The organism is Streptomyces sp. TSRI0281 (genome assembly GCF_001905125.1).
GTDB lineage: Bacteria > Actinomycetota > Actinomycetes > Streptomycetales > Streptomycetaceae > Streptomyces.
Genome location: NZ_LWLE01000001.1, coordinates 943,916 through 969,773, shown reverse-complemented (window position 1 = coordinate 969,773; position 25,858 = coordinate 943,916). Strand labels below are relative to the sequence as shown.

At 72.0% G+C, this 25,858-nt stretch carries 22 protein-coding genes; 12 read left to right on the top strand and 10 right to left on the bottom strand.

Annotated elements, in window-relative coordinates:
- Position 1: 1 nt before the first annotated feature.
- On the bottom strand, positions 2–1,111 hold the full coding sequence (locus A6A29_RS04475) for a citrate synthase 2 (RefSeq protein WP_073718551.1): 1,110 nt from the start codon (positions 1,109–1,111) through the stop codon (positions 2–4).
- Positions 1,112–1,393: 282 nt separating this feature from the next.
- On the opposite strand from A6A29_RS04475, the gene pdxH reads away from it, so the two are divergent.
- On the top strand, positions 1,394–2,050 hold the full coding sequence (gene pdxH, locus A6A29_RS04470) for a pyridoxamine 5'-phosphate oxidase (protein WP_073718550.1): 657 nt from the start codon (positions 1,394–1,396) through the stop codon (positions 2,048–2,050).
- A 316-nt stretch (positions 2,051–2,366) separates the two neighbouring features.
- On the opposite strand, the gene A6A29_RS04465 is transcribed toward pdxH, so the two are convergent.
- Positions 2,367–3,683: a phytase gene (locus A6A29_RS04465; protein ID WP_073718549.1), complete on the bottom strand. Its 1,317-nt coding sequence runs from the start codon at positions 3,681–3,683 to the stop codon at positions 2,367–2,369.
- A gap of 297 nt (positions 3,684–3,980) precedes the next feature.
- On the opposite strand from A6A29_RS04465, the gene A6A29_RS04460 reads away from it, so the two are divergent.
- Positions 3,981–5,411: a PAS domain-containing protein gene (locus A6A29_RS04460; protein WP_073718548.1), complete on the top strand. Its 1,431-nt coding sequence runs from the start codon at positions 3,981–3,983 to the stop codon at positions 5,409–5,411.
- 123 nt (positions 5,412–5,534) lie between these two features.
- Here the strand turns inward: A6A29_RS04460 and A6A29_RS04455 are convergent, their stop codons facing one another.
- Entirely contained in the window at positions 5,535–6,290 is a 756-nt protein-coding gene (locus A6A29_RS04455) for an SIS domain-containing protein (protein ID WP_073718547.1), read from the bottom strand.
- 199 nt (positions 6,291–6,489) lie between these two features.
- Between A6A29_RS04455 and A6A29_RS04450 the strand changes: the two genes are divergently transcribed.
- A complete protein-coding gene (locus A6A29_RS04450) occupies positions 6,490–7,182 on the top strand; it encodes a metal-dependent transcriptional regulator (protein WP_073718546.1) in 693 nt (230 codons plus the stop codon).
- An 881-nt stretch (positions 7,183–8,063) separates the two neighbouring features.
- The gene (locus A6A29_RS04445; protein WP_073718545.1) at positions 8,064–8,957 is read left to right on the top strand and encodes an alpha/beta fold hydrolase; all 894 of its coding nucleotides are present in this window, start codon (positions 8,064–8,066) and stop codon (positions 8,955–8,957) included.
- A gap of 103 nt (positions 8,958–9,060) precedes the next feature.
- On the opposite strand, the gene A6A29_RS04440 is transcribed toward A6A29_RS04445, so the two are convergent.
- From A6A29_RS04440 to A6A29_RS04430, 3 genes are read right to left on the bottom strand one after another with little or no spacing between them, the layout of a single operon-like run.
- Entirely contained in the window at positions 9,061–10,704 is a 1,644-nt protein-coding gene (locus A6A29_RS04440; protein WP_073718544.1) for a transporter, read from the bottom strand.
- Positions 10,701–11,573, bottom strand: a complete 873-nt coding sequence (locus A6A29_RS04435) for an ABC transporter ATP-binding protein (RefSeq protein WP_079182562.1) — start codon at positions 11,571–11,573, stop codon at positions 10,701–10,703. The genes A6A29_RS04440 and A6A29_RS04435 overlap by 4 nt, the downstream gene beginning before the upstream one ends.
- Before the next feature lie 38 nt (positions 11,574–11,611).
- Positions 11,612–12,298 carry a bifunctional DNA primase/polymerase gene (locus A6A29_RS04430; RefSeq protein ID WP_073718542.1) on the bottom strand — a complete coding sequence of 229 codons (687 nt, stop codon included), beginning with the start codon at positions 12,296–12,298 and terminating at the stop codon, positions 11,612–11,614.
- 291 nt (positions 12,299–12,589) lie between these two features.
- Between A6A29_RS04430 and A6A29_RS04425 the strand changes: the two genes are divergently transcribed.
- Both A6A29_RS04425 and A6A29_RS04420 read left to right on the top strand, forming a co-directional pair.
- Entirely contained in the window at positions 12,590–13,972 is a 1,383-nt protein-coding gene (locus A6A29_RS04425; RefSeq protein WP_073718541.1) for a transcriptional regulator, read from the top strand.
- 253 nt (positions 13,973–14,225) lie between these two features.
- Complete coding sequence (locus A6A29_RS04420) at positions 14,226–15,908, top strand: hypothetical protein (protein ID WP_198952982.1); 1,683 nt, start codon at positions 14,226–14,228, stop codon at positions 15,906–15,908.
- Positions 15,909–16,036: 128 nt separating this feature from the next.
- On the opposite strand, the gene A6A29_RS04415 is transcribed toward A6A29_RS04420, so the two are convergent.
- Positions 16,037–17,314 carry an ABC transporter substrate-binding protein gene (locus A6A29_RS04415; protein WP_073718539.1) on the bottom strand — a complete coding sequence of 426 codons (1,278 nt, stop codon included), beginning with the start codon at positions 17,312–17,314 and terminating at the stop codon, positions 16,037–16,039.
- Between the two features lie 174 nt (positions 17,315–17,488).
- On the opposite strand from A6A29_RS04415, the gene A6A29_RS04410 reads away from it, so the two are divergent.
- Positions 17,489–17,935: an SCO4402 family protein gene (locus tag A6A29_RS04410; protein ID WP_073718538.1), complete on the top strand. Its 447-nt coding sequence runs from the start codon at positions 17,489–17,491 to the stop codon at positions 17,933–17,935.
- Positions 17,936–17,963: 28 nt separating this feature from the next.
- Positions 17,964–18,857, top strand: a complete 894-nt coding sequence (gene purU / locus A6A29_RS04405) for a formyltetrahydrofolate deformylase (protein ID WP_073718537.1) — start codon at positions 17,964–17,966, stop codon at positions 18,855–18,857.
- Positions 18,858–18,947: 90 nt separating this feature from the next.
- Here purU and A6A29_RS04400 read toward each other — a convergent pair whose 3' ends face one another.
- The gene (locus A6A29_RS04400; RefSeq protein WP_073718536.1) at positions 18,948–20,408 is read right to left on the bottom strand and encodes a maleylpyruvate isomerase N-terminal domain-containing protein; all 1,461 of its coding nucleotides are present in this window, start codon (positions 20,406–20,408) and stop codon (positions 18,948–18,950) included.
- Positions 20,405–20,998, bottom strand: coding sequence for an RNA polymerase sigma factor (locus A6A29_RS04395; RefSeq protein ID WP_073718535.1), 594 nt, complete (start codon positions 20,996–20,998; stop codon positions 20,405–20,407). Before A6A29_RS04395 ends, A6A29_RS04400 begins: the two co-directional genes overlap by 4 nt.
- A 339-nt stretch (positions 20,999–21,337) precedes the next feature.
- On the opposite strand from A6A29_RS04395, the gene A6A29_RS04390 reads away from it, so the two are divergent.
- From A6A29_RS04390 to A6A29_RS04380, 3 genes are all read left to right on the top strand, one after another.
- Positions 21,338–21,712: an STAS domain-containing protein gene (locus tag A6A29_RS04390; RefSeq protein WP_073718534.1), complete on the top strand. Its 375-nt coding sequence runs from the start codon at positions 21,338–21,340 to the stop codon at positions 21,710–21,712.
- A gap of 81 nt (positions 21,713–21,793) precedes the next feature.
- The gene (locus A6A29_RS04385; protein WP_073718533.1) at positions 21,794–22,315 is read left to right on the top strand and encodes an EF-hand domain-containing protein; all 522 of its coding nucleotides are present in this window, start codon (positions 21,794–21,796) and stop codon (positions 22,313–22,315) included.
- Between the two features lie 150 nt (positions 22,316–22,465).
- Positions 22,466–22,846: a hypothetical protein gene (locus A6A29_RS04380; RefSeq protein ID WP_073718532.1), complete on the top strand. Its 381-nt coding sequence runs from the start codon at positions 22,466–22,468 to the stop codon at positions 22,844–22,846.
- 41 nt (positions 22,847–22,887) lie between these two features.
- On the opposite strand, the gene A6A29_RS04375 is transcribed toward A6A29_RS04380, so the two are convergent.
- Entirely contained in the window at positions 22,888–24,438 is a 1,551-nt protein-coding gene (locus A6A29_RS04375; RefSeq protein WP_073718997.1) for a class I adenylate-forming enzyme family protein, read from the bottom strand.
- Between the two features lie 204 nt (positions 24,439–24,642).
- Here A6A29_RS04375 and A6A29_RS04370 point away from each other — a divergent pair, with 204 nt between their 5' ends.
- Positions 24,643–25,848 (top strand): amidohydrolase family protein, encoded by a 1,206-nt coding sequence (locus A6A29_RS04370; protein WP_073718531.1) that lies wholly within the window; start codon positions 24,643–24,645, stop codon positions 25,846–25,848.
- The last annotated feature ends 10 nt before the right edge of the window (positions 25,849–25,858 follow it).

The following is a 25,858-nucleotide window of genomic DNA, read 5'->3' as shown; positions in this document are numbered from 1 at the left end:
TTCAGTTCCCCAGGTTCGCCAGCTGGTCGAAACCGGCGATCTCCGCCGGGTTGCGGGTGCCGGGGCCGATGTACGTCGCCGAGGGGCGCACCAGGCGGCCCGTCCGCTTCTGCTCCAGGATGTGCGCCGACCAGCCCGCGGTACGGGCGCAGGTGAACATCGACGTGAACATGTGCGCAGGGACCTCCGCGAAGTCCAGCACGATGGCCGCCCAGAACTCCACGTTCGTCGCCAGTACCCGGTCGGGGCGCCGCGCGTGCAGCTCCTCCAGCGCGGCCTTCTCCAGGGCCTCCGCCACCTCGAAGCGCGGTGCGGCCAGTTCCCTGGCCGTGCGGCGCAGGACGCGGGCGCGGGGGTCCTCGGCCCGGTACACGCGGTGTCCGAAGCCCATCAGACGCTCGCCGCGGTCCAGGGCCTGCTTCACGTACGCGGACGCGTCACCGGTGCGCTCGATCTCCTCGATCATGCCGAGGACGCGGGAGGGCGCGCCGCCGTGCAGCGGGCCCGACATGGCGCCGACCGCACCGGACAGCGCGGCGGCCACATCGGCGCCGGTGGAGGCGATGACCCGGGCGGTGAACGTGGAGGCGTTCATGCCGTGCTCGGCGGCCGAGGTCCAGTACGCGTCGACGGCCTTGACGTGCTGGGGGTCCGGCTCGCCGCGCCAGCGGATCATGAACCGTTCCACCACGGAGCCCGCCTTGTCGATCTCGCTCTGCGGCACCATCGGCCGTCCCTGGCCGCGTGCCGACTGGGCGACGTAGGACAGGGCCATCACGGCGGCCCGCGCCAGATCGTCGCGGGCGGTCGCCTCGTCGATGTCCAGGAGCGGTTTCAGGCCCCACACGGGGGCGAGCATCGCCAGCGCGGACTGCACGTCGACCCGGATGTCACCGGAGTGGACGGGGATCGGGAACGGCTCGGCGGGCGGCAGACCGGGGTTGAACGCCCCGTCCACCAGCAGACCCCAGACGTTGCCGAAGGACACATGGCCGACGAGGTCCTCGATGTCGACCCCGCGGTATCGGAGCGAGCCACCTTCCTTGTCCGGTTCGGCGATCTCCGTCTCGAAGGCGACGACTCCCTCTAGTCCCGGTACGAAGTCGGACATCAGGCGGCTCCCTCAGTTCGGCGGCGGGCGGTGGCTGTACGAAGGCCACAGGGGCCTGCCACAAGATATTGGCGGGTTCCCACGATGCGGGGAAGCGTGACATCCGGCACAGGACCTCATTTCGGCGGCCGGCGGTTACCACCCCTCCCCGCCGGGCACACTCGGCCGCTGCGGCAGGATGACCCCGTGCCCACACCAGACGACAAGGCCCCTTCCGCTGCTTCCTCCGCTCCCACCTCCGTTCGCGCCCCCGGTTTCGATTGCACCACCGATCCGGCGGCCATGCGCGAGCAGTACCGCTCGGAGCGGTTCGCCGAGCAGGACCTCAGCCCCGATCCGATGGACCAGTTCGCCCGCTGGTTCCGCCAGGTCGCGGCGGGTGGCTTGCTGCACGAGCCGAACGCCATGGTGGTCTCCACGGCCACCCCGGAGGGCCGCCCGTCCTCCCGCACGGTCCTGCTGAAGCGGTACGACAGCCGGGGCTTCGTCTTCTTCACGAACTACGGGTCCCGCAAGGGCCGCGAGCTGACCGCGAACCCGTATGTCTCGCTGCTCTTCCCCTGGCACCCGCTGGCCCGCCAGGTCATCGTCACCGGCACCGCGGCCCGGGTCTCGCGCGAGGAGACCGTCGCCTACTTCCGCACCCGCCCGCACGGCTCCCAGCTGGGCGCCTGGGCGAGCGCCCAGTCCACGGTCATCGGTTCGCGCGAGGAGCTGGTCACCCGGTACGAGGAGCTGGCCGCGCGCTACCCCGAGGGCGAGAAGGTCCCGGCCCCGCCGCACTGGGGCGGCTTCCGCGTCGTCCCGGAGACCATCGAGTTCTGGCAGGGCCACGAGAACCGGCTGCACGACCGGCTGCGGTACGTCCGCGAGGACGCGGCGGGGCAGGGGGCGGACGTCGGCGGCACGGGGTGGCGGGTGGAGCGGCTCTGCCCGTAGGTGCCGTAGGTCCCGTGGGCCGGTGGCCGGGGCCGTACGGCGCGTGGAGCCCCACGGCCCCGGACACGCAGAAACCCGCAGGCTCTGGTCCCTCCTTGCGGAGGGGCCGGCCGGACTTACCGGCGAGCCTGCGGGTCGGTGACTGCTTGGGATTGGCCGGCGACCGGCCTGCACTGCAAGAGCGCGACGACGGGCGTCAGCCCGCAGTCACCTCACGAGTCCGAAGATAAATCACTTCCGGAACACCTCCTCTCTTGTGTGCCATCAGCTTAGGAAACCCCGTCGGGGCCCTCAACCGATTTAATGCGTGCCGCCGTCAGTCCTCGATGGCGTCGATGACCTCGCCCAGGTCGACGAACTTGAAGCCGGTGGCTTCGCGGTCGCCGTCCCCGGGGGTGGCGTGGCCGTCCTGGACGACGAGCAGACCGTTCGGATACCTGCTGCCCAGGGGCGCGTTCAGGACAGCGGCGCCGTCGCACTCCTCGGAGCCGTCCAGGGTGGCCGAGGCGGCCGTGACTCGGAAGCCGCCCTCGTACTCGTTGTGGTCGGCGAGCTCGCGGTCGTACGCCGCGAAGGTGTTGTCGCCCTGGCTGGAGGCCAGGAGGTAGCCGTCGCCGTCCGGCTCGGTGAGCAGGGTCAGCCCCTCGACGTCCGCCGCGACACGGGTGCCGCCGAAGCCCGGGTCGGTGCCGGGGGCGCACTCCTCGGTCTCCTCGTCGTACGTACCGGGAACGCCGTACTCGCGCACCTTGTCGACGAGCACCGGGGTGCCGGTGAGGTCGGCGCGCAGGCGCCAGATGCCGACGTCCTCCTGCCCGGCGTAGAGCATGCCGTTGGCCGGGTCGACCACCATGCCCTCGACCTGGGGCAGCTCGCCGGGCTCCCCGCAGGGGCTCCAGGAGGTGCCGTCGGGCAGCCGGAAGGCGGCGGGCAGGTCGAGCGTGCGGACCTTGCGGTAGGTGACCGTACCGGCGGGGGTGGCGGTCAGCTCCAGCAGTGCGACGGCGGTCCGGCTGCGGCGGCTGGCCAGGGCGTACGAGCGGCCGGTGGCCCGGTCGGTCCAGGTGGCCAGGCCGTAGGCGGTCGCCTGGTCGTTGACCTCGTCCTGACCGGCGGAGAACACGCGCGGCGCGGCCGGGTCGGTGACATCGGTGAGCGGGCCGCCCGGACGGTTCGGGTCGATGCGGTAGACACGCAGCCGGTCGTGGCCCCGGTCGGTCGTGACGGCCAGGTCCGTACGGCCGGACCCCAGTCGCAGCCCGTGCACCAGGTCGACGTTGTTGAAGCGGCCGGGGGCGTCCTCGGGGCCGGGGGCGGCGGGGGCCGGGACGGACTGCACCGGGCGGGCGTCCAGACCGTAGACGCGCAGCCCGCCCTCCTTCGCGGTGGCGATCACCAGGCTGCGGCCGGGGTCGGCGGCGTTGCGCCAGATCGCGGGGTCGTCGGCGTTGGCGTTGCCGCCCGCCTCGTCGTCGTACAGCGCGGGGGTCTCGGCCCGCGGGGTGACCGCGGGGAGGGAGCCGGTGGCGCCGCTGTGCGCCTGGGCGGGCAGGGCGGCGGTCAGCGTCGCCAGCGCGGTGCAGACGGCCAGCGCCGCCGCTGCCGCCGGACGTGCGGGACGGAAGGTCGTCACGAGAACGGCTCCTTGGTGTCACGGACATGACGAATGCGCCCCAAGGCTGGGCGCGCGCGGTGGACACGGAGTGACGGGCCGCGCACACTCCGCCGTGCCCACGGTGAACTCCTGTCGCAGGGTGAACGCCCGCCCCTGGGTGAACTCCCGCCGCACGGCGGGCGGAACCTGGGGTGCCGCCGGATTTCGGTGAAGTGGATGTGCGCCGGGTCACGTTCCAGTTGAATGGTGTGACGTGCAGCGATGCGTGCGGAAATACGTACGGCAAGGGCCGACACGTCCTGCGGGGGGTACGGAATGAGTGCTTCCAGGAGCAGTGGGACCACCGACGCTCTCGGGCCGGACGAGGGCCCCGGCAGAGCAGCCGCGGGGTCCCCGGAGGCCGGGGCGATCCCCGGGTCCGAACTGCTCGCGGCACTGCTCGACGGGATGGACGCAGCCCTGTGCGCGTTCGACGCGGGCGGCACGATCACCCACTGGAACCGCGAGGCCGAGCGGATTCTCGGCTGGTCCGCCGAGGAGGCCGTCGGGCGGATGGGCTTTGCGGGCTGGGCCGTGCGCAGGGCCGACGCGGACGAGGTGCAGGGGCGGCTGATGTCCGCCATGGCCTCTCCGGGGCGCCAGGTCCACGAGTTCGCGCTGCTGCGCAAGGACGGCGGCCGGGTTCTCGTACGGACCCAGTCGGCCGGGGTGCGGGGCGCGGACGGAAAGCCGGCCGGGGTCTACTGCGCGTTCAGCGAGGTGCACGCGCAGATCGACCTGGAGCGGTCGATCGCGCTCAGTGAGGCACTGTTCGAGGACGCGTCGTGGGGTGTGGTGCTGGTCGACGTCGATCTGCGGCCCACGGTCGTCAACTCCCACGCGGCACGGGCGCTGGGCGGCGGCCGTACGACGCTGCTGGGGCGCCCCCTGGGCGAACTCGTCGTGCAGGGCGTCGAGGACCTGGAGGGCGCGTTGCAGCATGTGCTCGCCGAGGGGGCGCCGACCGCCCCCACCGAGATCTGGGTGACCCTGCGGACGGCGGAGGGCGACCGGCGGCGCTGCTGGCGCAGCGGATTCCTGCGGCTGGCCTCACCGCTGGCCGAGGAGCCCGTGCCCCTGGGGGTGGGCTGGCTGTTCCAGGACGTGACGCGGGCGAAGCTGGCCGAGCAGGACGCGGACCGGGTGCGCTTCCGGGCCAACCAGCTGCACCGGGCCGCGCGGGCGGCGTCCGAGTGCGAGGACCCGATGGAGGCGGCGACGTCGTCGCTGGACTTCGCGCTGGCCGGGTTCGCCGACCATGCGCTGGTCGACCTGGTGGCGGGGGAGCGGCTGGTGCGGGCCGCGGCGACGCCGTCCGACGCGCCGGGCCCGTGCCTTCCGGTGTCGGGCGGTGCCGTCCCGGCGCGCTACGGCCCCGGCCACCCGGCCCTCCAGGCGGTGGAGCGCACCGGCTCGGTACGGGTGAGCGCGGGTGCGGCGGGTGCGGTGGACGGGGCGTGGGCGCTGGAGCGGCAGTGGCCCCGGGACGCGGCGCACGCCCTGTGCACGGTGCTCCGGAGCCGGGGCAGGACGCTGGGCGTGGTGACGTTCCTGCGGGCGGCGAACCGGGTCGCGTTCGAACGCCCGGACGCGATGTACGCGGAGAGTGTGGCGGTCCGGGTCGCGTCCGCGGTGGATCTGCACCGGCTGCTGCGCGCCGGCGGACCGGGCGCGGGCAGCGGCACCGGGGGCCCGTCCGGGGGGTGAGGGCCGGGCCCCGTGAGGCCCGGCCGCCCCGGCCCTCACAGGGCGGCGGAGGTGGCGGGGGCGGGGCGGAGGCGGCGGGGCTGCTCGGGCGGCAGGGGTGGCGGAAGATCCGGACCCCTTGGTTCAGTGGCGGTAGAAGACCCGGTCCGCGTACTCCGTCATGACCCGGCCGTTCCACTCGTGTCCGCCGTCGACGTTGCCCGACCGCAGCAGCGGCGGCTCGATCCCCCTGGCCACCAGCTCCTCGGCGGCGGCGGCCATCATGGCCTGCATCACCGCACTGGTGACCACCGTCGACGCGGGCGCGAACGGCGCCTCGATGCCGTCCGTCGTCAGTTCGGCGTCGCCGATCGCGATCTTGCTGTCGAGCACGATGTCGCAGTGGTCCCGCAGGAAGCCGCCCGAGACATGCCGGGACCGGGTGCCCTCCGTGTACGCGACCGAGGTGACGCCGATGACCTTCAGCCCGAGCGCACGGGCGTTCAGCGCCATCTCGATGGGCAGCGCGTTGCGCCCGGACAGCGAGATGATCACGAGTACGTCGCCGGACGTGGCGGGGCTGGTGTCCAGTACCGCCGACGCGAGCCCGTCCACCCGCTCCAGCGCGGAGCCGAGCGTGGCGGGCATGACGTCGACGCCCATGGTGCCCGGCACCGTGAGCAGGTTCATCAGGGCGAGCCCGCCCGCCCGGTAGACGACGTCCTGCGCGGCGAGGGAGGAGTGCCCGGCGCCGAAGGCGAAGAGCCGGCCGCCCGCCTCGACGGTGTCGGCGATGGCGGCACCAGCGGCCGCGATGTTGCCGGATTCCTCGTCCCGCACGCGCGTCAGCAGGCCGATCGCTGCGTCGAAGAACTGACCGGCCAGCTTGCTTTCGCTCATCGGGGAGAGCCCTTTCGGCGGGGTGGGATGTCCGTGCCGCCGATCACGTTGCGGTCTGGACCAGTGGCCTGTCAATAGCGCCTGGGCCGCTCCGCCGCATGGTCTTCGGTCCGTGCGGCACGGTTGTCGGCGGTATGCGTCAGAATTGGTGCAGGGCCATCGCACGACGTTTTTCTTGTCACAGCATCGAGGGGCACGTATGTCCGGACTGATCGACACCACGGAGATGTATCTCCGCACCATCCTCGAACTCGAAGAGGAAGGCGTGGTCCCCATGCGCGCCCGGATTGCTGAACGGCTGGACCAGAGCGGTCCGACGGTCAGCCAGACGGTGGCGCGCATGGAGCGCGACGGACTCGTCCAGGTCGCGGGCGACCGCCATCTGGAGCTGACGGACGAGGGCCGCAGGCTCGCGACGCGCGTGATGCGCAAGCACCGGCTGGCCGAGTGCCTGCTCGTCGACGTGATCGGCCTGGAGTGGGAGCAGGTCCACGCCGAGGCGTGCCGCTGGGAGCACGTCATGAGCGAGGCCGTGGAGCGCCGGGTGCTGGAGCTGCTGCGGCACCCCACGGAGTCTCCGTACGGGAATCCCATCCCGGGCCTGGAGGAGCTGGGCGAGAAGGCCGAGGCCGATCCGTTCCTGGACGAGGGCATGGTCAGCCTGGCCGAGCTCGACCCGGGCGCGGAGGGCAAGACGGTGGTGGTGCGGCGGATCGGCGAGCCGATCCAGACCGACGCCCAGCTGATGTACACACTGCGGCGCGCGGGCGTGCAGCCCGGCTCCGTGGTCAGCGTGACGGAGTCGCCCGGCGGTGTGCTGGTCGGCTCCAGCGGGGAGGCGGCCGAGCTGGACACCGAGGTCGCCTCGCACGTGTTCGTCGCGAAGCGCTGACACGGCGCGAAGCATCAGCACTAAGCACCGGCACGAAGCAGTGACGCACCGGCACGAAGCACCAGCACTGAGCACCGGCACGAAGCAGTGACGCGCAGGTCCGGCCGGGAGGGCCGACGCGCAGGCCCGACGCGGGGCGCACGCCCGGCGTAGGAAAACGGCGCGCGGACGGCGCGTACGGAACGGGAAGCGCGGCGCTACGGAAACCGAACCGTAACGCCCGCTTTCTGATTTCCGTCCGGAATTGCAGCGCCCGCGCGCCTCGCGTGCCAGGCTGAGGCCAGGCATATGACCTGAGGGTGCCGGCCGGGTTCGGCCGCGCGGTCGGGGAGGGAGCAGGGAATGCGCCCGTCGTACTGGCATGTGCGCCGAAGGGCGGCTGCCACGAGCCCGGAATCCCATGCCGTTCGCCGTTCGGCGACCGGCTGCTGTCCCCCTGCCCAGGCCCCTGTCCGTTCCCGTGCCCATGGCTGCCCCCGTACGCATGGCTGTTCCCGCACCGATGTCCGTGCCCGTGCCCGTACACATGCTCCGGTGCGCTTCCGCCCGCTCGTTGCCATCGTTGTCGTACGAGGCCGGCGGGGCGCTCCCGGCACCTGGGGAACAGGGGGCGGCCCCGGCGCCCGAGGGCGCCGGGGCCGGTCCTCCCCTTCGCTGACCTGGAGCCCCGAGCTCTCAAGGTCAATCCCCACGAACCGTCATCCCCGAGCGGCCCGCCTCCCGCTGAAGATCTCCCCCCGGCGGCGGCCGTCAATCCTTGGGCGCGGTCACTCGAAGGTGGGGTGTTATGTGGCGGAACCCGGTTTTCGAATAAACGTTCGATAGTCTGGCGTGATGCGACCACACGGTGATCGAGAACCCAGAAGGGGGTGCCAGAACCTATGGTGCAGCGCATCGATGTGACCGGATCCGGCGGTGCACGCCTCGCGGCGTGGGAGTTCGCGGATCCACCCAAAGCGCGCGCGGAGGCGGAGCGCGTGCCCGGGATCTTATTGCTCCACGGGCTGATGGGCCGGGCCTCGCACTGGGCCGCCACCGCCCGCTGGCTCGCCGAGCGGCACCGGGCGGTCGGCCTCGACCAGCGGGGCCACGGCCGCAGCGAGAAGCCCACCGACGGCCCGTACACCCGCGACGCCTACGTCGCCGACGCCGAGGCCGCCATCGAACAGCTGGACCTCGGCCCCGTCACCGTCATCGGTCACGCGATGGGCGCCCTCACCGGCTGGCAGCTCGCCGCGAAGCGCCCCGATCTCGTCCGGGCGCTCGTCATCTCCGACATGCGGGCCTCCGCACTCGGCGCCGCCTCCCAGCGGGAGTGGAAGGACTGGTTCGACTCCTGGCCCGTCCCCTTCGCGACCCTCGCCGACGTACGGAAGTGGTTCGGCGAGGACGACCCCTGGGTGGAGCGGCCGAGCCCCTCCCGCGGCGAGTTCTACGCCGAGGTGATGGCGGAGCGGGCCGACGGCTGGCGCCCCGTGTTCTCGCGCCGCCAGATGCTCACGTCCCGGGCGACCTGGGTCTTCGACGCGCACTGGGAGGAGCTGACACAGGTCCGGTGTCCGGCCCTGGTCCTGCGCGGGCTGGACGGGGAGCTGGGCCGGGCCGAGGCCCAGGAGATGGTGCGGGTCCTGCCGCGCGGCCAGTACGCGGAGGTGGCGGACGCCGGCCACCTCGTCCACTACGACCAGCCGGAGGGCTGGCGGGCGGCGGTGGAGCCGTTCCTGGAGCAATTGGCGGAGGACTCCCACGAGGACCGGGAGCCGGTCACCCCGTAAAGCCCGCGGCCACCCGCCCCGGCCCCGGGCCCCCCGCCCCCGCACCGGGCCACCCGCCCCGCCGCCGCCAGCTCCGAGCCATCCGCCCGCCGCTGCCTGTCGGTCAGCCCTTGCTGACCGCGGTCAGGATCTCCGGCAGCCGGTTCGCCGTGCGCGGAGCCGCCACCCGCAGCCCCGTCCAGCCGATGAACGCCCCGTATACGGCCCCCACCGGCACCAGCAGCCACAACGTGTCCTGCTGGTCCGACACATGCAGCCAGATCGTCAGCGCGATCACGGGCGCCGCCAGCAGCGCCGAGGCGACCATCCCGCCCAGGATCGAGATCCAGGCGAGCCCGCCCTGCCCCGGCACCACGTTCTTGAACGCGCCGTCCTGCGGGATCGAGTACGGGAACGCGGCGGAGGCCACCGCGCCGGTCGCCAGCATCGCGCCCAGCAGCGCGAACGACAGCCCCATCGCCCCCGGCATCGCCCTCCAGTCGCCGATGACCGCGGCCGTCACCAAGGTCACCAGAATCGTGTACGGCAAGGTGACGATCAGCAACGCCAGTGCCCGCGCCCGCAGTTCGAGGTACGCGTCCCGGGTCGAGGAGATCGTCAGCGCCACCATCCAGAAGGCGGAGGTGTCCTGGCCGAACTGGTTGTACATCTGCATCCCGAGCATCCCGGCGGCGAAGCACGCGAAGTAGACCGAGCCGGCGCCCTGCACCGCGTTGAGCACCGGCACGATCAGCCCGATCGCCAGCGCCGTCACCCAGGCCGCCTTGGTCTTCGGGTCCCGTGCCACGTACCGCAGGCTGCGCTGCATCACCGTGGCCGTACGGCCCTCCGGCAGCAGCGCGGCGAGCCCCGAGCGGCCCGGGGCGGACTCCTTGCGGGCGGGCGCGGACGCGGCCAGCGTCGAACCGTCCGGCGAGGTCATCAGCTTCACCAGGCTCCGCTGCCACAGCCACAGCAGCGCCACCAGCGCCGCGACCGAGATCAGCAGCTGCACGAGGGCCCGCCCGTACGAACCGTCCGAGGCGGCGTCCACCGCCCCTATGGCCGAGGCCCCCGGCAGCCAGCGCACCACGTCCGCCACCGGCTCCAGCGCGCCGAGCCCGCCCGCCCGGCCGAGCCGCTGCGCGCCGAAGTTGACGAACTGGATGCCGACCGCGATCACCAGACCGCTCAGTACCGCCAGATCGCGGCCCTTGCGCGAGGTCAGCAGCCGGATGTTGGCGGTGGCGACGGAGCGGGCCAGCGCCACACAGATCAGCAGCGTCAGCGGGACCGCGATCACCCCGAACACCACGCCCGCGGCCCCGTGCGCCAGGGCCAGCACCGAACCCAGGGCGAGGCAGAGCGTGAACAGCGGGCCGATGCCCACCAGGGAGGCCACCAGCAGCGCCCGGACCAGCGGGCGGGGACGCAGTGGCAGCATCACCAGCCGGCTCGGATCGAGGGTCTCGTCGCCGCTGGGGAAGAACAGCGGCAGCACGGCCCAGCCGGCCGCCACCACCGCCGTGAGCAGCACGACGAGGGTGCCCGCGTCGGCGTGCCCGCGCATCAGGATCAGCCCGAGCACCTGACCGGCGGCGATCAGCAGCGTGAACACCAGGGACGTGATGAACACGGCCCGCCGCCCGGAGGACTGCCGCAGCCCGTTGCGCAGGAGCGTCAGCTTGAGCCGTACGAAGACGGAGACGATGCCCTCGCTCCGGGCGGCCGGGGCCGTGGTCCCCTCGGGGACGTCGAGCACGCTCATCGGGTGCCGCCCAGCCAGTCCAGGGAGTCCCCGGTGTCCCGGCCGCCCGCGCCGACCAGCTCCAGGAAGGCGCTCTGCAACGAGGGGGCATCGCCGCGCACTTCCGCGAGCGTGCCCTGCGCCTTGATCCGGCCCGCGGCCATGACGGCCACCCAGTCGCACAGCGACTCGACCAGCTCCATCACATGGCTGGAGAAGACGACGGTCGCCCCGGACCGGGTGTACCGCTCCAGAACCCCGCGAATGGTCTGCGCCGACACCGGGTCGACGCCCTCGAAGGGCTCGTCGAGGAAGAGCACCTCGGGGTTGTGCAGCAGGGCCGCGGCCAGACCGATCTTCTTCCTCATACCGGTCGAGTAGTCCACGACCAGCTTGTGCTGCGAGCCCGCGAGATCGAGTACGTCCAGCAGCTGGGTGGCCCGCTTGTCGACCTCGTCCCCCGGCAGCCCGCGCAACCGGCCGGTGTACGCGAGGAGTTCACGCCCCGACAGCCGTTCGAAGAGCCGCAGCCCCTCCGGCAGCACCCCGATCCGGGACTTCACCTGGACCGGGTCCGTCCACACGTCGTGCCCGGCGACCTCGACCTTTCCCATGTCGGGCCGGAGCAGCCCCGTCACCATCGACAGCGTGGTGGTCTTCCCCGCCCCGTTGGGCCCCACCAGGCCGATGAACTTGCCTGCGGGCAGCTCCAGATCGATCCCGGCCACCGCGATCTGATCCCCGAACCGCTTCCACAGGCCGTCCACACGAACGGCGGGCGGCGCGATCACTGCCCCGCCCGCCCGGTCCTCCTGCGCGCCCCGGGTGCTCCCCGCACCCTGTGCGTTCTGCGTATCCGCTACGTCTCGTGCATCTGCCCGGTCCGGCATGGCACAGCCTTTCGATATCCCCATCTGTGGGGACCACCCTACGAAAGGCGTGCCCGAGCGTCCGCCGCCTCGCGCGCGCAGGCGTAGGCGAGCGGGCTGATCAGCTCCTCGGCATCCGGCAGCCACCGGTTGGCGTGGGTGGGGCGGCGCGCCCACTGCACGGCGCCGCGTCCCCCGACCCGGGTCGGCGGCCCCGCCACGTAGTGGCCGTCGCCGTGGCCCACCAGGTCGATCGCCCCGGCGTTCCAGCCCAGGGTCCGTACCAGCTCGGCGACCTTGACCGCGGCGCCGGGCAGGACGAAGAACAGCATCCGGCGGTCGGGGGTGCAGGTGACCGGGCCGAGCGTCAGACCCATCCGCTCCATCCGGGCCAGCGCCAGGAAGCCCGCGGACTCGGGAACGTCGATCGCGTCGAAGGTCCGTCCGGTCGGCAGCAGGACCGAGGCCCTGGGGTGCTTGGACCACATCCGGCGGGCGGCGGCGGCGCTGCCGGTCGCCTGGCCCGCCCAGTCGGGCCGGGGAGCGTGCGCTCCGGGGGCGGCACAGCCGTCGTCCTCGCAGGAGCAGCGCTCCCGGCCGCCCACCGCCTCCAGCCAGGTGCCGGGGAACACGTCCCAGTGGCGCTCTTCCGTGTACCGCACGGCGGCGTCGAGCAGTTGCTCGCCTCGCTGTTGGGGGACGTGCGCCTGCTTCGTGACTCCGATGGTCTCTTCCACGCAGAGCACAACTCCCGCCGCCACCTGGGGTTACGGGCGTGGCGTACGCGTCACGGCGCATCGGTCCCCCGTACGGGGCGCATGGATGCATGGGCGGGGGCGCGCGTGCGGCGGTGCGTCAGTGTGTGGGTAGCCCCATGCAGAACTGAGCAACTCGCCGTGCTCGTACCGAATGCCGTTGGAATATGCGCATTTCTTGTGTATCCGCCGGGCAGTGATCCGTTCATCGATCACCGCGTATCCATCCATCTCTGTCTCCGCGCATCACGCGAATCCATCTCTGTCCATCAAGGGGGAAACATGGCAGCCAGGCCACTCGTAGCCCGCCAGCCGAACGAACGGCTTCAGACACTCATTCAGGAAGCGGCTTGCTCCAACGCGGGTCTCGCACGACGCGTCAACATGGTCGGCGCCGAACGCGGACTCGATCTCCGTTACGACAAGACGTCCGTGGCCCGGTGGCTGCGCGGTCAGCAACCACGCGGCAGGGCACCGGGAATCATCGCCGAGGCGCTCGGACGCAAGCTCGGCCGTACGGTCACGATCGACGAGATCGGCATGGCCAACGGCAAGAATCTGGCCTCCGGCGTCGGCCTCCAGTTCGCGCCGACGGTGATGGGCGCGATCGAGCAGGTCTGCGAGCTGTGGCGCAGCGATGTGGGCCGCCGCGATCTGCTGACCGGTTCGACGGTGGCCGCCTCCGCCCTCGTGGAACCCAGCAGGGACTGGCTGATCACGGGCGCCGACCCGCAGGTCGCCCGGACGGCCGGGGCGCGCGTCGGCATGTCGGACGTGGAGGCGGTACGGGCGATGACGGCCGCGCTCGTCGACCTCGACCACCGTTTCGGCAGCGGACATGTGCGTCCGGTGCTGGTCCACTACCTCAACAGCGTGGTCTCCGGGCTGCTTTCGGGGGCGTATCGCGAGGCGGTCGGCCGGGAGCTGTTCGGCGCGGTCGCACGGCTCACCGAGCTCGGCGGCTACATGGCGATCGACACCGGCCAGCCGGGCCTCGCCCAGCGGTACTACATCCAGGCGCTGCGCCTGGCCCAGGCCGCGGGGGACCGGGCGTACGGCGGCTATGTGCTGGCCGCGTCGATGAGCCACCTCGCCGCGCAGCTCGGCAACCCCAGGGAGATCGCCCAGTTGGCACGGGCCGCGCAGGAGGGGGCGCGCGGACGGGTGACGCCGAGGGCGGAAGCGATGTTCCACGCGGCGGAGGCCCGCGGACACGCGCTGCTGGGCGACGCCCGCACCTGCCAGGCGGTGGCGGGCCGGGCGTTGGCGGCCATGGAGCACGCCGACCCGGACACCGGTGACGACCCGGACTGGATCGCCCACTTCGACGCGGGGTATCTCGCGGACGAGCTGGCGCACTGCCACCGCGACCTGGGGCAGGCGGAACCCGCCGCGCGCCGGGCGAAGGAGGCCCTGGCCGCCCTGCCGGAGTCCCGGACGCGGCGTCGCGGCATCGGGCTGGTGCTCCTGGCCACGGCTCAGGTGCAGCAGCGCGAGGTGGAGCGGGCCTGCCACACGGGGATGCGGGCGATGGAGCTGCTGGGAACGGTGCGCTCCAGCCGGGGTGCGGAATATCTCGATGACCTCCAGCAGCGGCTCCTGCCGTACGGGGACGAGGCGGCGGTACGGGAGTTCGGCGCGCGACTGGAGCTTCAGGCGGCCTGAGAAGAGGTCACGGGGGCGGCCCGAACCGCGGCCCGAACCGCGGCGGCACCGCAGTCCGAACCGCGGCCGATCCGCGGCGGCACCGCGGTCCGAACCGCGGAATCGGGAAGTCGCCCCTTAACAGCGTCTTAAGAGCGCTCGGTGTTACCCGGCGTGTGAAGGGGTGGTGAGTGGCATCACGCGCTTGGCGGAGGCGGGCGACCACCCGATAGCGTGAGCCGACGATTCCGTAGGTTTACACGTAGGAGTCCCGGTGACGCAGAGCGGACAGGGTGACGAGCGGCAGCTCCCTGCTGTACGGCCCGCGCACGAAGGGGTCGTGCTGCCCGCAGACGGTGGTGCCCCGTGGATCCCTGGGGGCGACGCGGGCGGCCCGGCCGAGCAGGCCGTGCCGGCGGGCGGGCAGCCATGGGGGCAGCCCTGGGGGCCGCAGACTGCTCAGCCACCGCACCCGGACGCCCAGGCACCGGGGCAGCAGGGGCCGGGCGGGCAGGGATATCCGCAGGCGCAGCAGTTGCCGCCCGCGCAGCCGGGGCCGTACCAGCAGCCTCAGCAGCCGGGTGCGTACCAGCAGCCCCAGCAGCCCGACCCGTATCAGCAGCCGCAGCAGCCCGGGTCGTATCAGCAACCGCAGCAGCCGGGTGCGTACCAGCAGCCCCAGCAGCCCGGTGCGTACCAGCAGGCGCCGCAGCAGCAGCCGGGCGCGTATCAGCAGCCTCCGCAGCAGGGGCGGCCCCAGCCGTACGCGCAGCCGCTGCCGCCCGAGGCGGGACCGGGCGCCGTTGCCGGCGCGCCCGGCGGGGACGCGGACGCCACGCAGTTCATCGCGCCCGTTCCCGGTGGGCCCGGACCGGTTCCGGGTGGGCCCGGTGCCGGTGGGCTGCCGCCCGAGCGGTCCGCCGAGTCCACGGCGTACATGGGGCAGGTGCCGCAGTCCGGCCCCGCCCCGCAGGCGGCGGACGCGGACGCGACGCAGTACATACCGCCGGTGCCCGGGGGTGCCCCGTACGGGATCAGGCCGGGGGCGCCGGGGGACCGGCAGCCGCCCGCGGAGTTCGACAACCTGTTCCGCAACGAGGCGCCCGCGGGTGCCACGCAGCAGATGCCGCACTTCGACCCCGCGCAGCAGCAGGGGCAGCAGCCGGATCCGCAGCAGCAGTACCAGGCGCAGCAGCAGGGGCCGCCGAGCGGGCAGTTGCCGCCGCAGGCCCCGCAGGCGTACCGGCCGGGACCTCAGGCCTTCCCGGGGGCGGGCGGGCCGCAGGAGCCGCCGCAGCAGCATCAGGACGGCGGCCCCGCGCCGCGCAAGCGGCGCCCGCACGTCGCGCTGATCGCCGCGGTCGTCGCCGGCTGCGCCGTCATCGGGCTCGGCGCGGGCGCGCTGATGAGCGGTGGCGACGACGACAAGAAGGACGACAAGCAGCCGGTGTCCGCGCAGAGTCCCTCGGCCGAGAAGACCGGCACCCAGGCGGCCGACCCCGCCGAGCCGCAGGCCCAGGCGCTCGACAAGCTGCTGGCCGACAGCAACAACAGCCGTTCCGCGGTGATCGGCGCCGTGGAGAAGATCAAGTCCTGCCAGGCGCTGGACCAGGCGGCCACCGATCTGAAGGGCGCGGCCCAGCAGCGACGTGATCTGGTGACCAGGCTCCAGGGGCTCACGGTGGACAAGCTGCCCGACCATGCCGCGCTGACCGCCTCGCTGACCAAGGCGTGGGAGGCGTCCGCGTCGGCCGACGACCATTACGCCGCGTGGGCCGGGCAGGCCAAGAACAACAAGAAGGTGTGCAAGGGCGGCAAGGCCAGGTCGACCAACGAGACGGTGCAGGCCACCATGCGCAGCGGTGACGCGAGCAAGGCCAAGGCCAAGGCGTCGCCGCTGTGGAACGCCATCGCCGAGAAGTACGGCCTGACCAAGCACGCCCCGACCCAGCTCTGAGCTGCGGCGGCTCTCCTGCGGGCCTTCGGCTCTCCGGCAGCCGGAGAGCCGACCGGCTGTCGGGGAGCCGAAGGCCCGCAGGAGGCACGAAGAGCCGCTGAAGGTCCGCCGGAGAGCCGACCGGCGGCTCAGCCCACGGTGTTCGGGGCGTCGGACAGGGTCTCCGTGACATCCACGAAGCCCTTCCTGTCGGCGACGAGACGGCCTTCACGGACCACCTGGAACGTCACCTTCCCGTTGACGATGCGCGGATACGCGGATGAGCCGACCATGTCCTTGTAGCGCCAGCGCAGGACCGGGGTCAGTCCGCCGGTGTCGACCCGCACACCGTGGTTGAGGGCGGCGGTGACCCGGCCGGAGGTGACCGTGGAGTCGCCGAGCGACTCGACGACGGCCTTCAGCGCCGTGTACGCGATCCAGGTGGTCTGCACGCCCGTGTCCTCCGGGTCGACGCGGTTGTCGCCGAACGCGTGCTTCCGGATCACCTCGCGCATCCCGTCCCAGCGCGCGTCGCCCGAATCCGGGTACCAGCCGGTGACGTAGGCCCCTTCGAACGGGCTGTTCCGGCCGCCCGTGCGGTCGATGAGCGGCTGGCCGACGCTGCCGAGCACGGAGGAGATCCGCACTCCGCCGCCTTCCGGTTCGAGCCGGCGGAAGGAGTCGAAGAAGGTCTCCGTGCGTTCGCCGAGCACCGCCGTCACACAGCCGTCGCCCGCCTGCTCCAGCGCCTTCGTCGCCTGGTCGGCGTACGACGTGGCGGTTTCCGGGGCCAGGATGTCGACGGCCTCGGGCCGGTCGGCCGCCAGGAGGCTGGTGTTGAGGAGCGAGGGCATACCGTCGCCGGCGATCGAGTCGGGCCGCACCAGCGACACCTGGTCGCAACCGGCCGCCAGCTGCTTGCCGTTGCCCGCCAGGAGCGCCGACTGGCCGCCGTTGACCGGGTAGGAGACATAGCTGGTGAACTCCTCGTCGGAGGCCCCGTACCCACCGATGTACGGAATTCCGGCGGCCTCCAGCGGGGCCATGAAGGACCGTCCGTGCCGGCTGTAGGACCCGACGACCGCGGTCACCTTCCGCCGGACCGCGTCCCGGGCGCACTTCTCCGCGCCGACGGAGGTGTCGCCCTCGTTGCAGACGATCACGCGCAGCTCGTGCCCGCCCATGCCGCCCCGCTCGTTGACCCAGCGGGCGTACGTCTTCGCCATCGCCGGCATCCCCGACATGTTCACCGCGTCGGCGTCCTCCGAACGGTCGGGCGCCCACGTCATCACGGTGACGGGCCCCCTGGAGCCCCCCGAGGCCCCAGGGAGCACACCGCAGCCGGATATCAGGACTGCCCCGGCCGCCGCCGTACATGTGAGGAACCTGTAGGGGCGGGGGGAGGTGGGGCGTCGCCGTCCGGTCATAGGTCTGTACATTTCCGCCCCTCGGGTAACGCCGCAGAGTGCTCCGTTCAACGCTCGGTGACATCGAGGTGAATTGCGGGGGCCCGTACGCACACGGGAAAAGGGAACGTACGATCGACAACCGTGCAGCAAGGTTCGGAGAACACTTCCCGTCGCGGCCGTCGCTCCTCCACCATGGGCGGCATGCCGCTCAATGACATGCCGTGGTGGCGCTGGCGCACCAACGTGCGCTCGGCGCTGCACATGCTCTCCGACCCCACCTTCCACCACGAGTGCTGGCTGGCCGGCCGGGAAGGGTACGGGGACGTCACCGACGCCGTGTACCGCCTGGTCGAGGACACCTGGCTCGACAACTGGTCCGCCGAGAAATACGTCGGGACGATCTTCCGGGACTCCGGTGAGGCCGCCGCCGTCGATGTCGCCGCGCTGCGGGTGCTGCGCATCATGCACCAGGTCGGCGCGGACGCCCCCGTATCCGCCTATCTGGAACATCACGGATGGCCGGAGGCCGTCCGGGCGGCCCGCGAGGCGCATGTGATGCTCGCCACGAACGACGCCGAGGATCCGGACATCCCGCCCCGTTCCCTGGACGTCATCCGCATCATGACCAGGGCCGCCTGAGACCGGGCGGGTGTGGCACCCTACGGGGATGACCGCGCCGCAGCCCGCCTCTCCCGCCGCCTCGGACGCCGTATCCGAGCAGTACGTCCTCACCCTTTCGTGCCCCGACAAACAGGGCATCGTGCACGCCGTGTCGAGCTATCTCTTCATGACCGGGTGCAACATCGAGGACAGTCAGCAGTTCGGCGACCACGACACGGGTCTGTTCTTCATGCGCGTCCACTTCTCGGCGGACTCCCCGGTGACGGTGGACAAGCTGCGGGCCAGCTTCGCGGCCATCGGGGACTCCTTCCGGATGGACTGGCAGATCCACCGGTCCTCGGACCGGATGCGGATCGTGCTGATGGTCAGCAGGTTCGGGCACTGCCTGAACGACCTGCTGTTCCGCTCCCGGATCGGCGCGCTGCCGGTCGAGATCGCGGCCGTCGTCTCCAATCACACGGAGTTCGCCGAGCTCGTCGCCTCGTACGGCATCCCCTTCCGGCACCTTCCGGTGACCAAGGAGAACAAGGCGGACGCCGAGGCGCGGCTGCTGGAGCTGGTGCGCGAGGAGGACGTCGAACTGGTCGTCCTGGCCCGGTACATGCAGGTCCTCTCGGACGACCTCTGCAAGCGGCTGAGCGGCCGGATCATCAACATCCACCACTCGTTCCTGCCGAGCTTCAAGGGCGCGAAGCCGTACCACCAGGCCCATGCGCGCGGTGTGAAGCTGATCGGCGCGACCGCGCACTATGTGACCGCTGACCTCGACGAGGGCCCGATCATCGAGCAGGAGGTCGAGCGGGTCGGCCACGACGTGACGCCGGACCAGCTCGTGGCGATCGGCCGCGACGTGGAGTGCCAGGCGCTCGCGCGCGCGGTGAAGTGGCACGCGGAGCGGCGGATTCTGCTCAACGGCCGCCGTACGGTGATCTTCGCGTAGCGGGACCGCGACCGGCTCGAACAGCTCGACCGGTCGGGCCGGTCGCACCTGCCGGCCGGTCGCACCTGCCGGTCGGGCGCCAAGGGCTGTCTACAGGCGGCTGAGCGAGGCCGCCGCGAACAGCACGTCGCGGATCGCCTCGCGGTCGCCCTCCTGGCCCGCCGCCGCGTCCACCGGCGAGATGTGGCCCGCGACCAGCCGGCAGAACTCCACCCCGTCGAGCGCGACCTGTGCCACCGCGTGATCGGGGGAGCCGACGGCGGCCGGGGAGTCCAGCGCGATGTACCAGTTGCCGCCGCCGTGCCCCTCGACCTCCAGATGGAGCGAGCGGCCCGGTGAACCGGCCATGACCAGTTCCTTGGCCGGTGCGGCCAGACCCGTACGACGGCGACCGGCGAGGGCGGCCGGGAGCAGCCGGGCCGCCAGGTCGATTATCCGGTGGAGATGCGGGGCGGACGGTGCCCCGTACGGGTAGTCCACGGCGTCGGCGATGTCCCCGCCGTGCATCCAGCACTCGAACGCCCGGTCCAGCAGCGAGTCCCGGAGCGGGAGGGCGAAGTCCCCGTAGGAGACGGAGTGGTCCGCGATGTCGCGGCCGGCGAAGGACACCGTGCGGATCAGCTCGTGGGTCTGGTCGCGCCAGGGTTCACGGACGGTCCGGGTGGGTGGCAGGCGCGCGGCCGACCAGTACGTTTCGGTGCGCTCGGTGGGGGAGAGCGGCACATCGCCGGTCCCGACCGGGTCGTCGAGGCCGAGGGCCGCGGAGACCAGCCCGTCGACTGCCGTGAGATGGCCGATCACCCCGGCGACCGTCGTTCTGCGGTGGACCGCGCGCTCGCTCTCGAACCACTTCAGCCGCACCGGGGCGTGCCATTCCGCGTCGCCGATGTCCCGGAGCAGGGCATCGAGCCGCGCGGTCTCGGCGTCGTACGGTGCGGCCCAGCCGGGTACGGGGATCTCGGCCGGACGACGCCCCAGGCAGCCGTCGATCACCCGGGAACGCAGCGTCGGGTCGAGGTCCAGGGAGCGGTCGGTGTGCAGCAGCCCCACCGCGTCGCGCAGCCGCAGGGCCTCGTCCGCGCAGATGGCGCACTCGGTGAGGTGATCCTCTACGGCCGCGGTCTCCCCGGCCGAGCAGGCCGAGAGGGCCCAGGCACCGAGGAGGGATTTGAGGACCTGGTGGGAGAGGACCGGCGCGGCCGACATCACCTCGGGCTCCGGTTCCGTAGGGGCGGCGGGCGCTTCGGCCGAGGGCGCCTCGGGTGGGTGCTCGTCCGGCGCGGGGGAGACCGGCGCCGATGCCGCGGCCGGGGGCGCCTCGGGCGCGCGTTCGACGGCTGGGGGCGCCTGCGGCGTGGGCGCCTCGGGCGCGGGTTCCTCCGCCGGGGGCTCGCGCCGTACGTCCTGGAGGGAGGCCCTGCGCATGACGGCGGCGAGGTCCAGGTCGTCGAGGTCGTCCGCGGCGCCACGGGGTGCCGGTATGCGCGGCGCGCCCCGTACCTCGTCGTCGCGCCCCCGGCTCTCGCGGCCGTCGTCGTCCTCGCCGGTCACCGTGTCCGACCGTAACCGGGTGGCGAGGACCCTTCCAGTGGCCGGGCGTTCGCGGTGGACAGCAGTTGGAGTCCCAGCCGGAGCCGTCGCCTGGCCTCGTCCTCGGTCACTCCGAGGTCGGCCGCGGTCTGCCGGTAGTCCCGGCGCTGGATGTACGCGAGTTCCAGCGCGGCGCGCAGGGGTGCGGGCATGGAGGCGACGATGTAGTCGGCGCGGGCCGCGGCGGTGGCCCTGCGCACGCGCCGCTCCAGCTTCTCCGGGTCGAGGACGGCGCCGTGCCCGTGCTCCTCCTCGTAGGAGGAGGCTGCCGTCGTGCGCAGCCGCTTCACGGACTGGCGGTGGGTGAGCCGGGCCACCCAGGACCGCATCGAGCCCTGCTGGGGGTCGTACGCGTCGGGGTTCTCCCAGACCTGGCCGAAGACCTCGCGGGTCACCAGGTCGGCGGCGTCCTCGTCGTCGAGCATCCGGTTCGCCTGGCTGTGGACCAGCGCGGCGAACCGGTCGTAGAGCTCGCCGAGCGCCGCCGCCTCGCCGCGTGCCAGCCGTTGCTGCATCCTGCGGTCCCAGCGGGGAGGTGCGTCCTTCGCCATGAAACCCCCAGCCCCAGCCCTGTGCCCTGCTCCGTGCCCTGCTCTGTCCCGATCTGCCCTGTCCTGTGCCGCTCGTCACTCCGAATGTAGTCGGCGGCACCGCTCAATCACGCACGTTTCCCTCAACTCCGCACGGTGAAGGGCCAGGGATGGTAGGGAATGTGTCACCCGCCCGTGCTCTCGGCAGGAGAAACAGACCCGAAGTGATCATTTCCGCAGGAAACCCTCTGTTCCTTTTTGAGTGGGTCGGTGTTTCATGGATGAGCGGTGGGGCAGCCGCGAGGAGGAACGGAAACTTCCGCATCGTCGGGAGCCCCCCGGAACGAGAGGTCCAGTCGCGTGACACTGAAGGTGGACGAGACCGAACAGGGCGCGTGGACCGTGCTGAGGATCCGGGGTGAACTGGATTTGGTGACCTCACCCGTCGTCCGTCAGTCCGTGCACGACGCGGTCGCCGAGGGCCGCCACGACGTGGTGCTCGACCTGTCGGACGTCTTCTTCTGCGATTCCAGCGGTGTCGGCGTGCTGATCGCCTCGCGCCGTCTGATGAAGTCCTGCGGCGGCCGGCTGCGGCTGATTCTCCCGGCCCGGGGGGCCGAGGACGGCTCCCACGTCAACCGGGTGCTCGCCGCGCTCGGGGTGCGCCGGCTCTTCGCGGTTTTCTCCGACGCGGCGGCGGCCGTCGACGAGGAAGCCCAGCCGCTCTCCGCCTGAAGCCCTGGTTAATACCAGGTTGTCACATGGGTGGCGTGCGTTAGTGACACGTGAGGGCTCCGGGCGTCGTACGCTCCCCGCATGGACAGCGCAGAGTACGAGCGCAAGATCGCGCACCGGTTCGCCGCCTTCGACCAGGACGGCAACGGATACATCGATCGCGCCGATTTCAACGCAGCCGCGGCCCGTCTGCTCGCCGAGTTCGGTACGACGGCCCGCTGCGACAAGGGCCAGGCGCTCTACACCGGGGCCGAGGCGTTCTGGCAGGGCATGGCGGGGATCGCCGATGTGGACGGGGACCAGCGGGTCACCCGTGAGGAGTTCGTGGGCGGAGCCGTGAAACGGCTGCGCGACAACCCCGAGCGCTTCGCGGAGATCGCCCGCCCCTTCCTGCGGGCGGCCATCGCCGTCGCGGACGGCGAGAACGGCGGGGCAGCCTCGGTGGCGGCCGTGGAGCGGGCGCTGAGAGTCCTCGGCGCCAGTGGCGAGATCGCGAGCGTCGCCGCCCAGAGCCTGGACGCCGACCGGGACGGCCGGGTCGCCGAGAGCGACGCGGTGGCCGCGTTCGCCAGCTACTTCACGGTGATCGAGCCGGACGCGTAAACCCTTCCCCTTCCCCTCTCCTTCCTGGTTTCCCGGCTTTCCGGTTTCCCGGCCGGGGGCGGGGTGCGGACGTGCCGAGCCGCCGTCCGTGCCCCGCCTCCGTGCGCCCGGACCCGGGGCGTTGTCAGTGCCCCGTTCTACGCTCCACCCATGAGCGTCTCCCTCTACTACTCGGCCCGCCGCGACACGCCCCTGAGCCCGGCCGAGACCGCTGCCGTCCAGCGGGTCGTGACCGTGCGCGAAGCCACGTATCCCTACGACGACGAGGAAGGACTCCACCTGTACGACACGTGCGGGGACGAGCCCGAGGAGGTCCTGGCCGGATCCACCAAGCTCTCCTTCGAACCCGCCCGCACCTTCCCGCAGCTCCGCCATCTGCTGGGCTCCATGACCGAGCTGCGCCGGGCCGTGCCCGACGCCGAGTGGCATGTGGCGATCGACGACGGCGCGGTCGCGTGGCAGGAGCCGGTGGGCTACACCCTGCCGGGCCTGGACGACCCGGTCCTCCAGGCCGAACTGGAAGCCCTGTAGCGGGCGTTCGCCCGCGGGCGGCCCGTGCGGTCCCGCACGGATCAGGCGAACCGCTCCCGCAGCTTGTACTTGAGCACCTTGCGCAGCGTCTCGTTGCGCGGCAGGGCGTCCACCACTTCCAACTGTTCCGGCACCTTGTGCACCGAGAGGCCCTCGGTGCGCAGGTGTCCGGCGATCTCCGCCAGGGTCAGGACCGGTGCCCCGGTGGGCTGTTCGACCACCGCGCAGACCCGCTCCCCGCGCTCCGGGTCCGGCAGACCTATCACCGCCGCGTCGGCCACGCCGGGGTGGCGGTGGAGCAGGTCCTCGATCTCCTTGGCGGAGATGTTCTCGCCCTTGCGGATGATGATGTCCTTGAGGCGGCCGGTCAGGGTGAGGTGGCCGCTCTCCTGGAGCCGGCCGACGTCTCCGGTGATCAGGAAGTTCTCGTCGTCGAAGACCGGGGCCGAGGCGTCCGGGTTCAGATAGCCCTGGCAGACCGCTTCGCCGCGCAGCCGTACCTCGCCCTCCGCGCCGTACGGGAGCGGCGTTCCCCGCTCGTCGGTGATCCGGATCTCCATGCCCGCCGGGGGGCGGCCCTCCGTCAGAGCGAGGTGCTCCGCCGTGTCGTCCGGGGCGCCCATGGTGATCATCGGGACCTCGGTCATCCCGTAGCCGTGGGTCAGCACGACGCCCATCTCGTGGACGACCGCACGGTGGATCTCCGGGGGTTTCGGTGCCCCGCCGCCCGCGAGCAGCCGCAGGGTGGGGATCAGCTTCCGGTCCGGGTCCTTGCGCTGTTCGGCCAGGAACATCGAGTAGAACGCGGTCGATCCGCCCGCCACCGTCACCCCGTGGTGCCGGTACTCCGCCAGCGCGTCCGGCAGCGCGAAGTGCTCGAACATCACCGCGGGGAAGCCGTACAGCAGCAGCATCACGGTGTAGTCGGGCCCGGCGACATGGGCGAACGGGAACGCCATCGAGCCCACGTCGTCCGCCGACAGGCGCAGGGCGTGGGCCAGACAGGAGCCGGCCGCGATCAGGCTGCGGTCGGTGTGCAGCACGCCCTTCGGGTCGGACGTGGTGCCCGAGGTCCAGTAGATCCAGCGCACCGCGGTCCCGTCGGCGGGCCCGGGAGGGGGCGGCAGCAGCGCCGGATCGGCGTCCGGGAGCGTCTCGTACGCCTCGAAGACCAGCGGCGGGCGCTTCAGTTCCCCGGCGAGGCGGTGCGCCATCGCCGTGTGGTCGAAGCCGCGCCACACGCCCGGTACGGCGAGGAAGCCGGCCTGTGACTCGCGCAGCGCGAACCCCACCTCGCGGTCCCGGTAGAACGGGATGACCGGCGTCTGCACCGCCCCGAGCCGGGTCAGCGCGAAGGACAGCAGGGCGGTCTCCAGCCGGGTCGGCAGCTGCCAGGCGACCACACTGCCGGAGCGCACCCCCAGTTCGTACAATCCGGCGGCGACCCGTTCGGCGCGGTTCCGCAGCTCGCCGAAGGTGAGGCCGCGGTCGCCCTGGAGGAGTACGGGACGGTCCGGGGTCAGGGCGGCCCGGCGTTCGATCAGCTCCCAGAAGGTGCGGGAGGCGCCCAGGCCGTGCGCGATGTCCGTCACGGACGCGTCCCCCGCCGGTGCGTTTCCGGTGTTCCCGTCGTTCACGGCTCCCACGGTGATCCCCTCTGAACTGACGGATAGTCAGATAGTGCGGAGAGCGTAGAGCGCTGCGCCTTGTCGGTCCAGGGGTGCGGGGCTAGCCTGGGTGCCGAAGTAAATCTGACGGGTCATCAGATATTGGCCGAGCGCGCCGAAGGGGACACCATGACGGAACTGCCTCGGATCGTCAGCGTCGACGACCATGTGATCGAGCCACCGCACCTCTTCTCCACCTGGCTGCCCGCCAAGTACCGCGAGCGCGGCCCGCAGCCGCTCACGGCGGGCATCGGCGAGCTGGCGTACACGGGAGGCAAGTACGTCATCACGATGGACCCCGACGGACCGCCCACCGACTGGTGGATCTACGAGGACCTGAAGTTCCCGTACAAGCGCAACATCGCCGCCGTCGGCTTCGACCGCGACGACATGACCCTGGAGGGCATCACCCGCTCGGAGATGCGGCCCGGCTGCTGGGACCCGGCCGAACGCCTCAAGGACATGGACCTCAACCACGTCGAGGCGTCCCTCTGCTTCCCCACCTTCCCGCGCTTCTGCGGCCAGACCTTCGCCGAGGCCCACGACAAGGAGGTCGCCCTCGCCTGTGTGCGCGCCTACAACGACTGGATGGTCGAGGAGTGGTGCGGCGACAGCGGCGGCCGGCTGATCCCCCTCTGCATCATCCCGCTCTGGGACATCGACCTGGCCGTCGCGGAGATCAGGCGCAACGCCGCCAGGGGGGTGCGGGCGGTGACCTTCTCCGAGATCCCCACCCACCTCGGTCTGCCGTCGATCCACACCGGGTACTGGGACCCGTTCTTCGCGGTCTGCCAGGAGACCGGAACGGTCGTGAACATGCACATCGGGTCCAGCTCGCAGATGCCCGCGGCCTCCCCCGACGCCCCGCCCGCCGTCCAGGCGTCGCTCTCCTTCAACAACGCCATGGCCTCGATGATGGACTTCCTGTTCAGCGGGGTCCTGGTGAAGCACCCGCGCCTCAAGCTGGCCTACAGCGAGGGCCAGATGGGCTGGATCCCGTACGCGCTGGAGCGCGCCGACGACGTGTGGCAGGAGCACCGCGCCTGGGGCGGGGTGCGCGACCTGATCCCCGAGCCGCCGTCCACGTACTACTACCGGCAGATCTTCTGCTGCTTCTTCCGCGACAAGCACGGGATCGCGTCCCTCGACGTCGTCGGCCGCGACAACGCCACCTTCGAGACCGACTACCCGCACGTCGACTCGACCTTCCCCCACACCAAGGAGGTCGCCCTCGACCACGTCAAGGGACTGGACGAGGAGACCGTCTACAAACTGATGCGCGGAAACGCGATCCGGATGCTCGGTCTGGATCTCGACCGGGACCGGGTCGCGTAGGCGGCCGCGC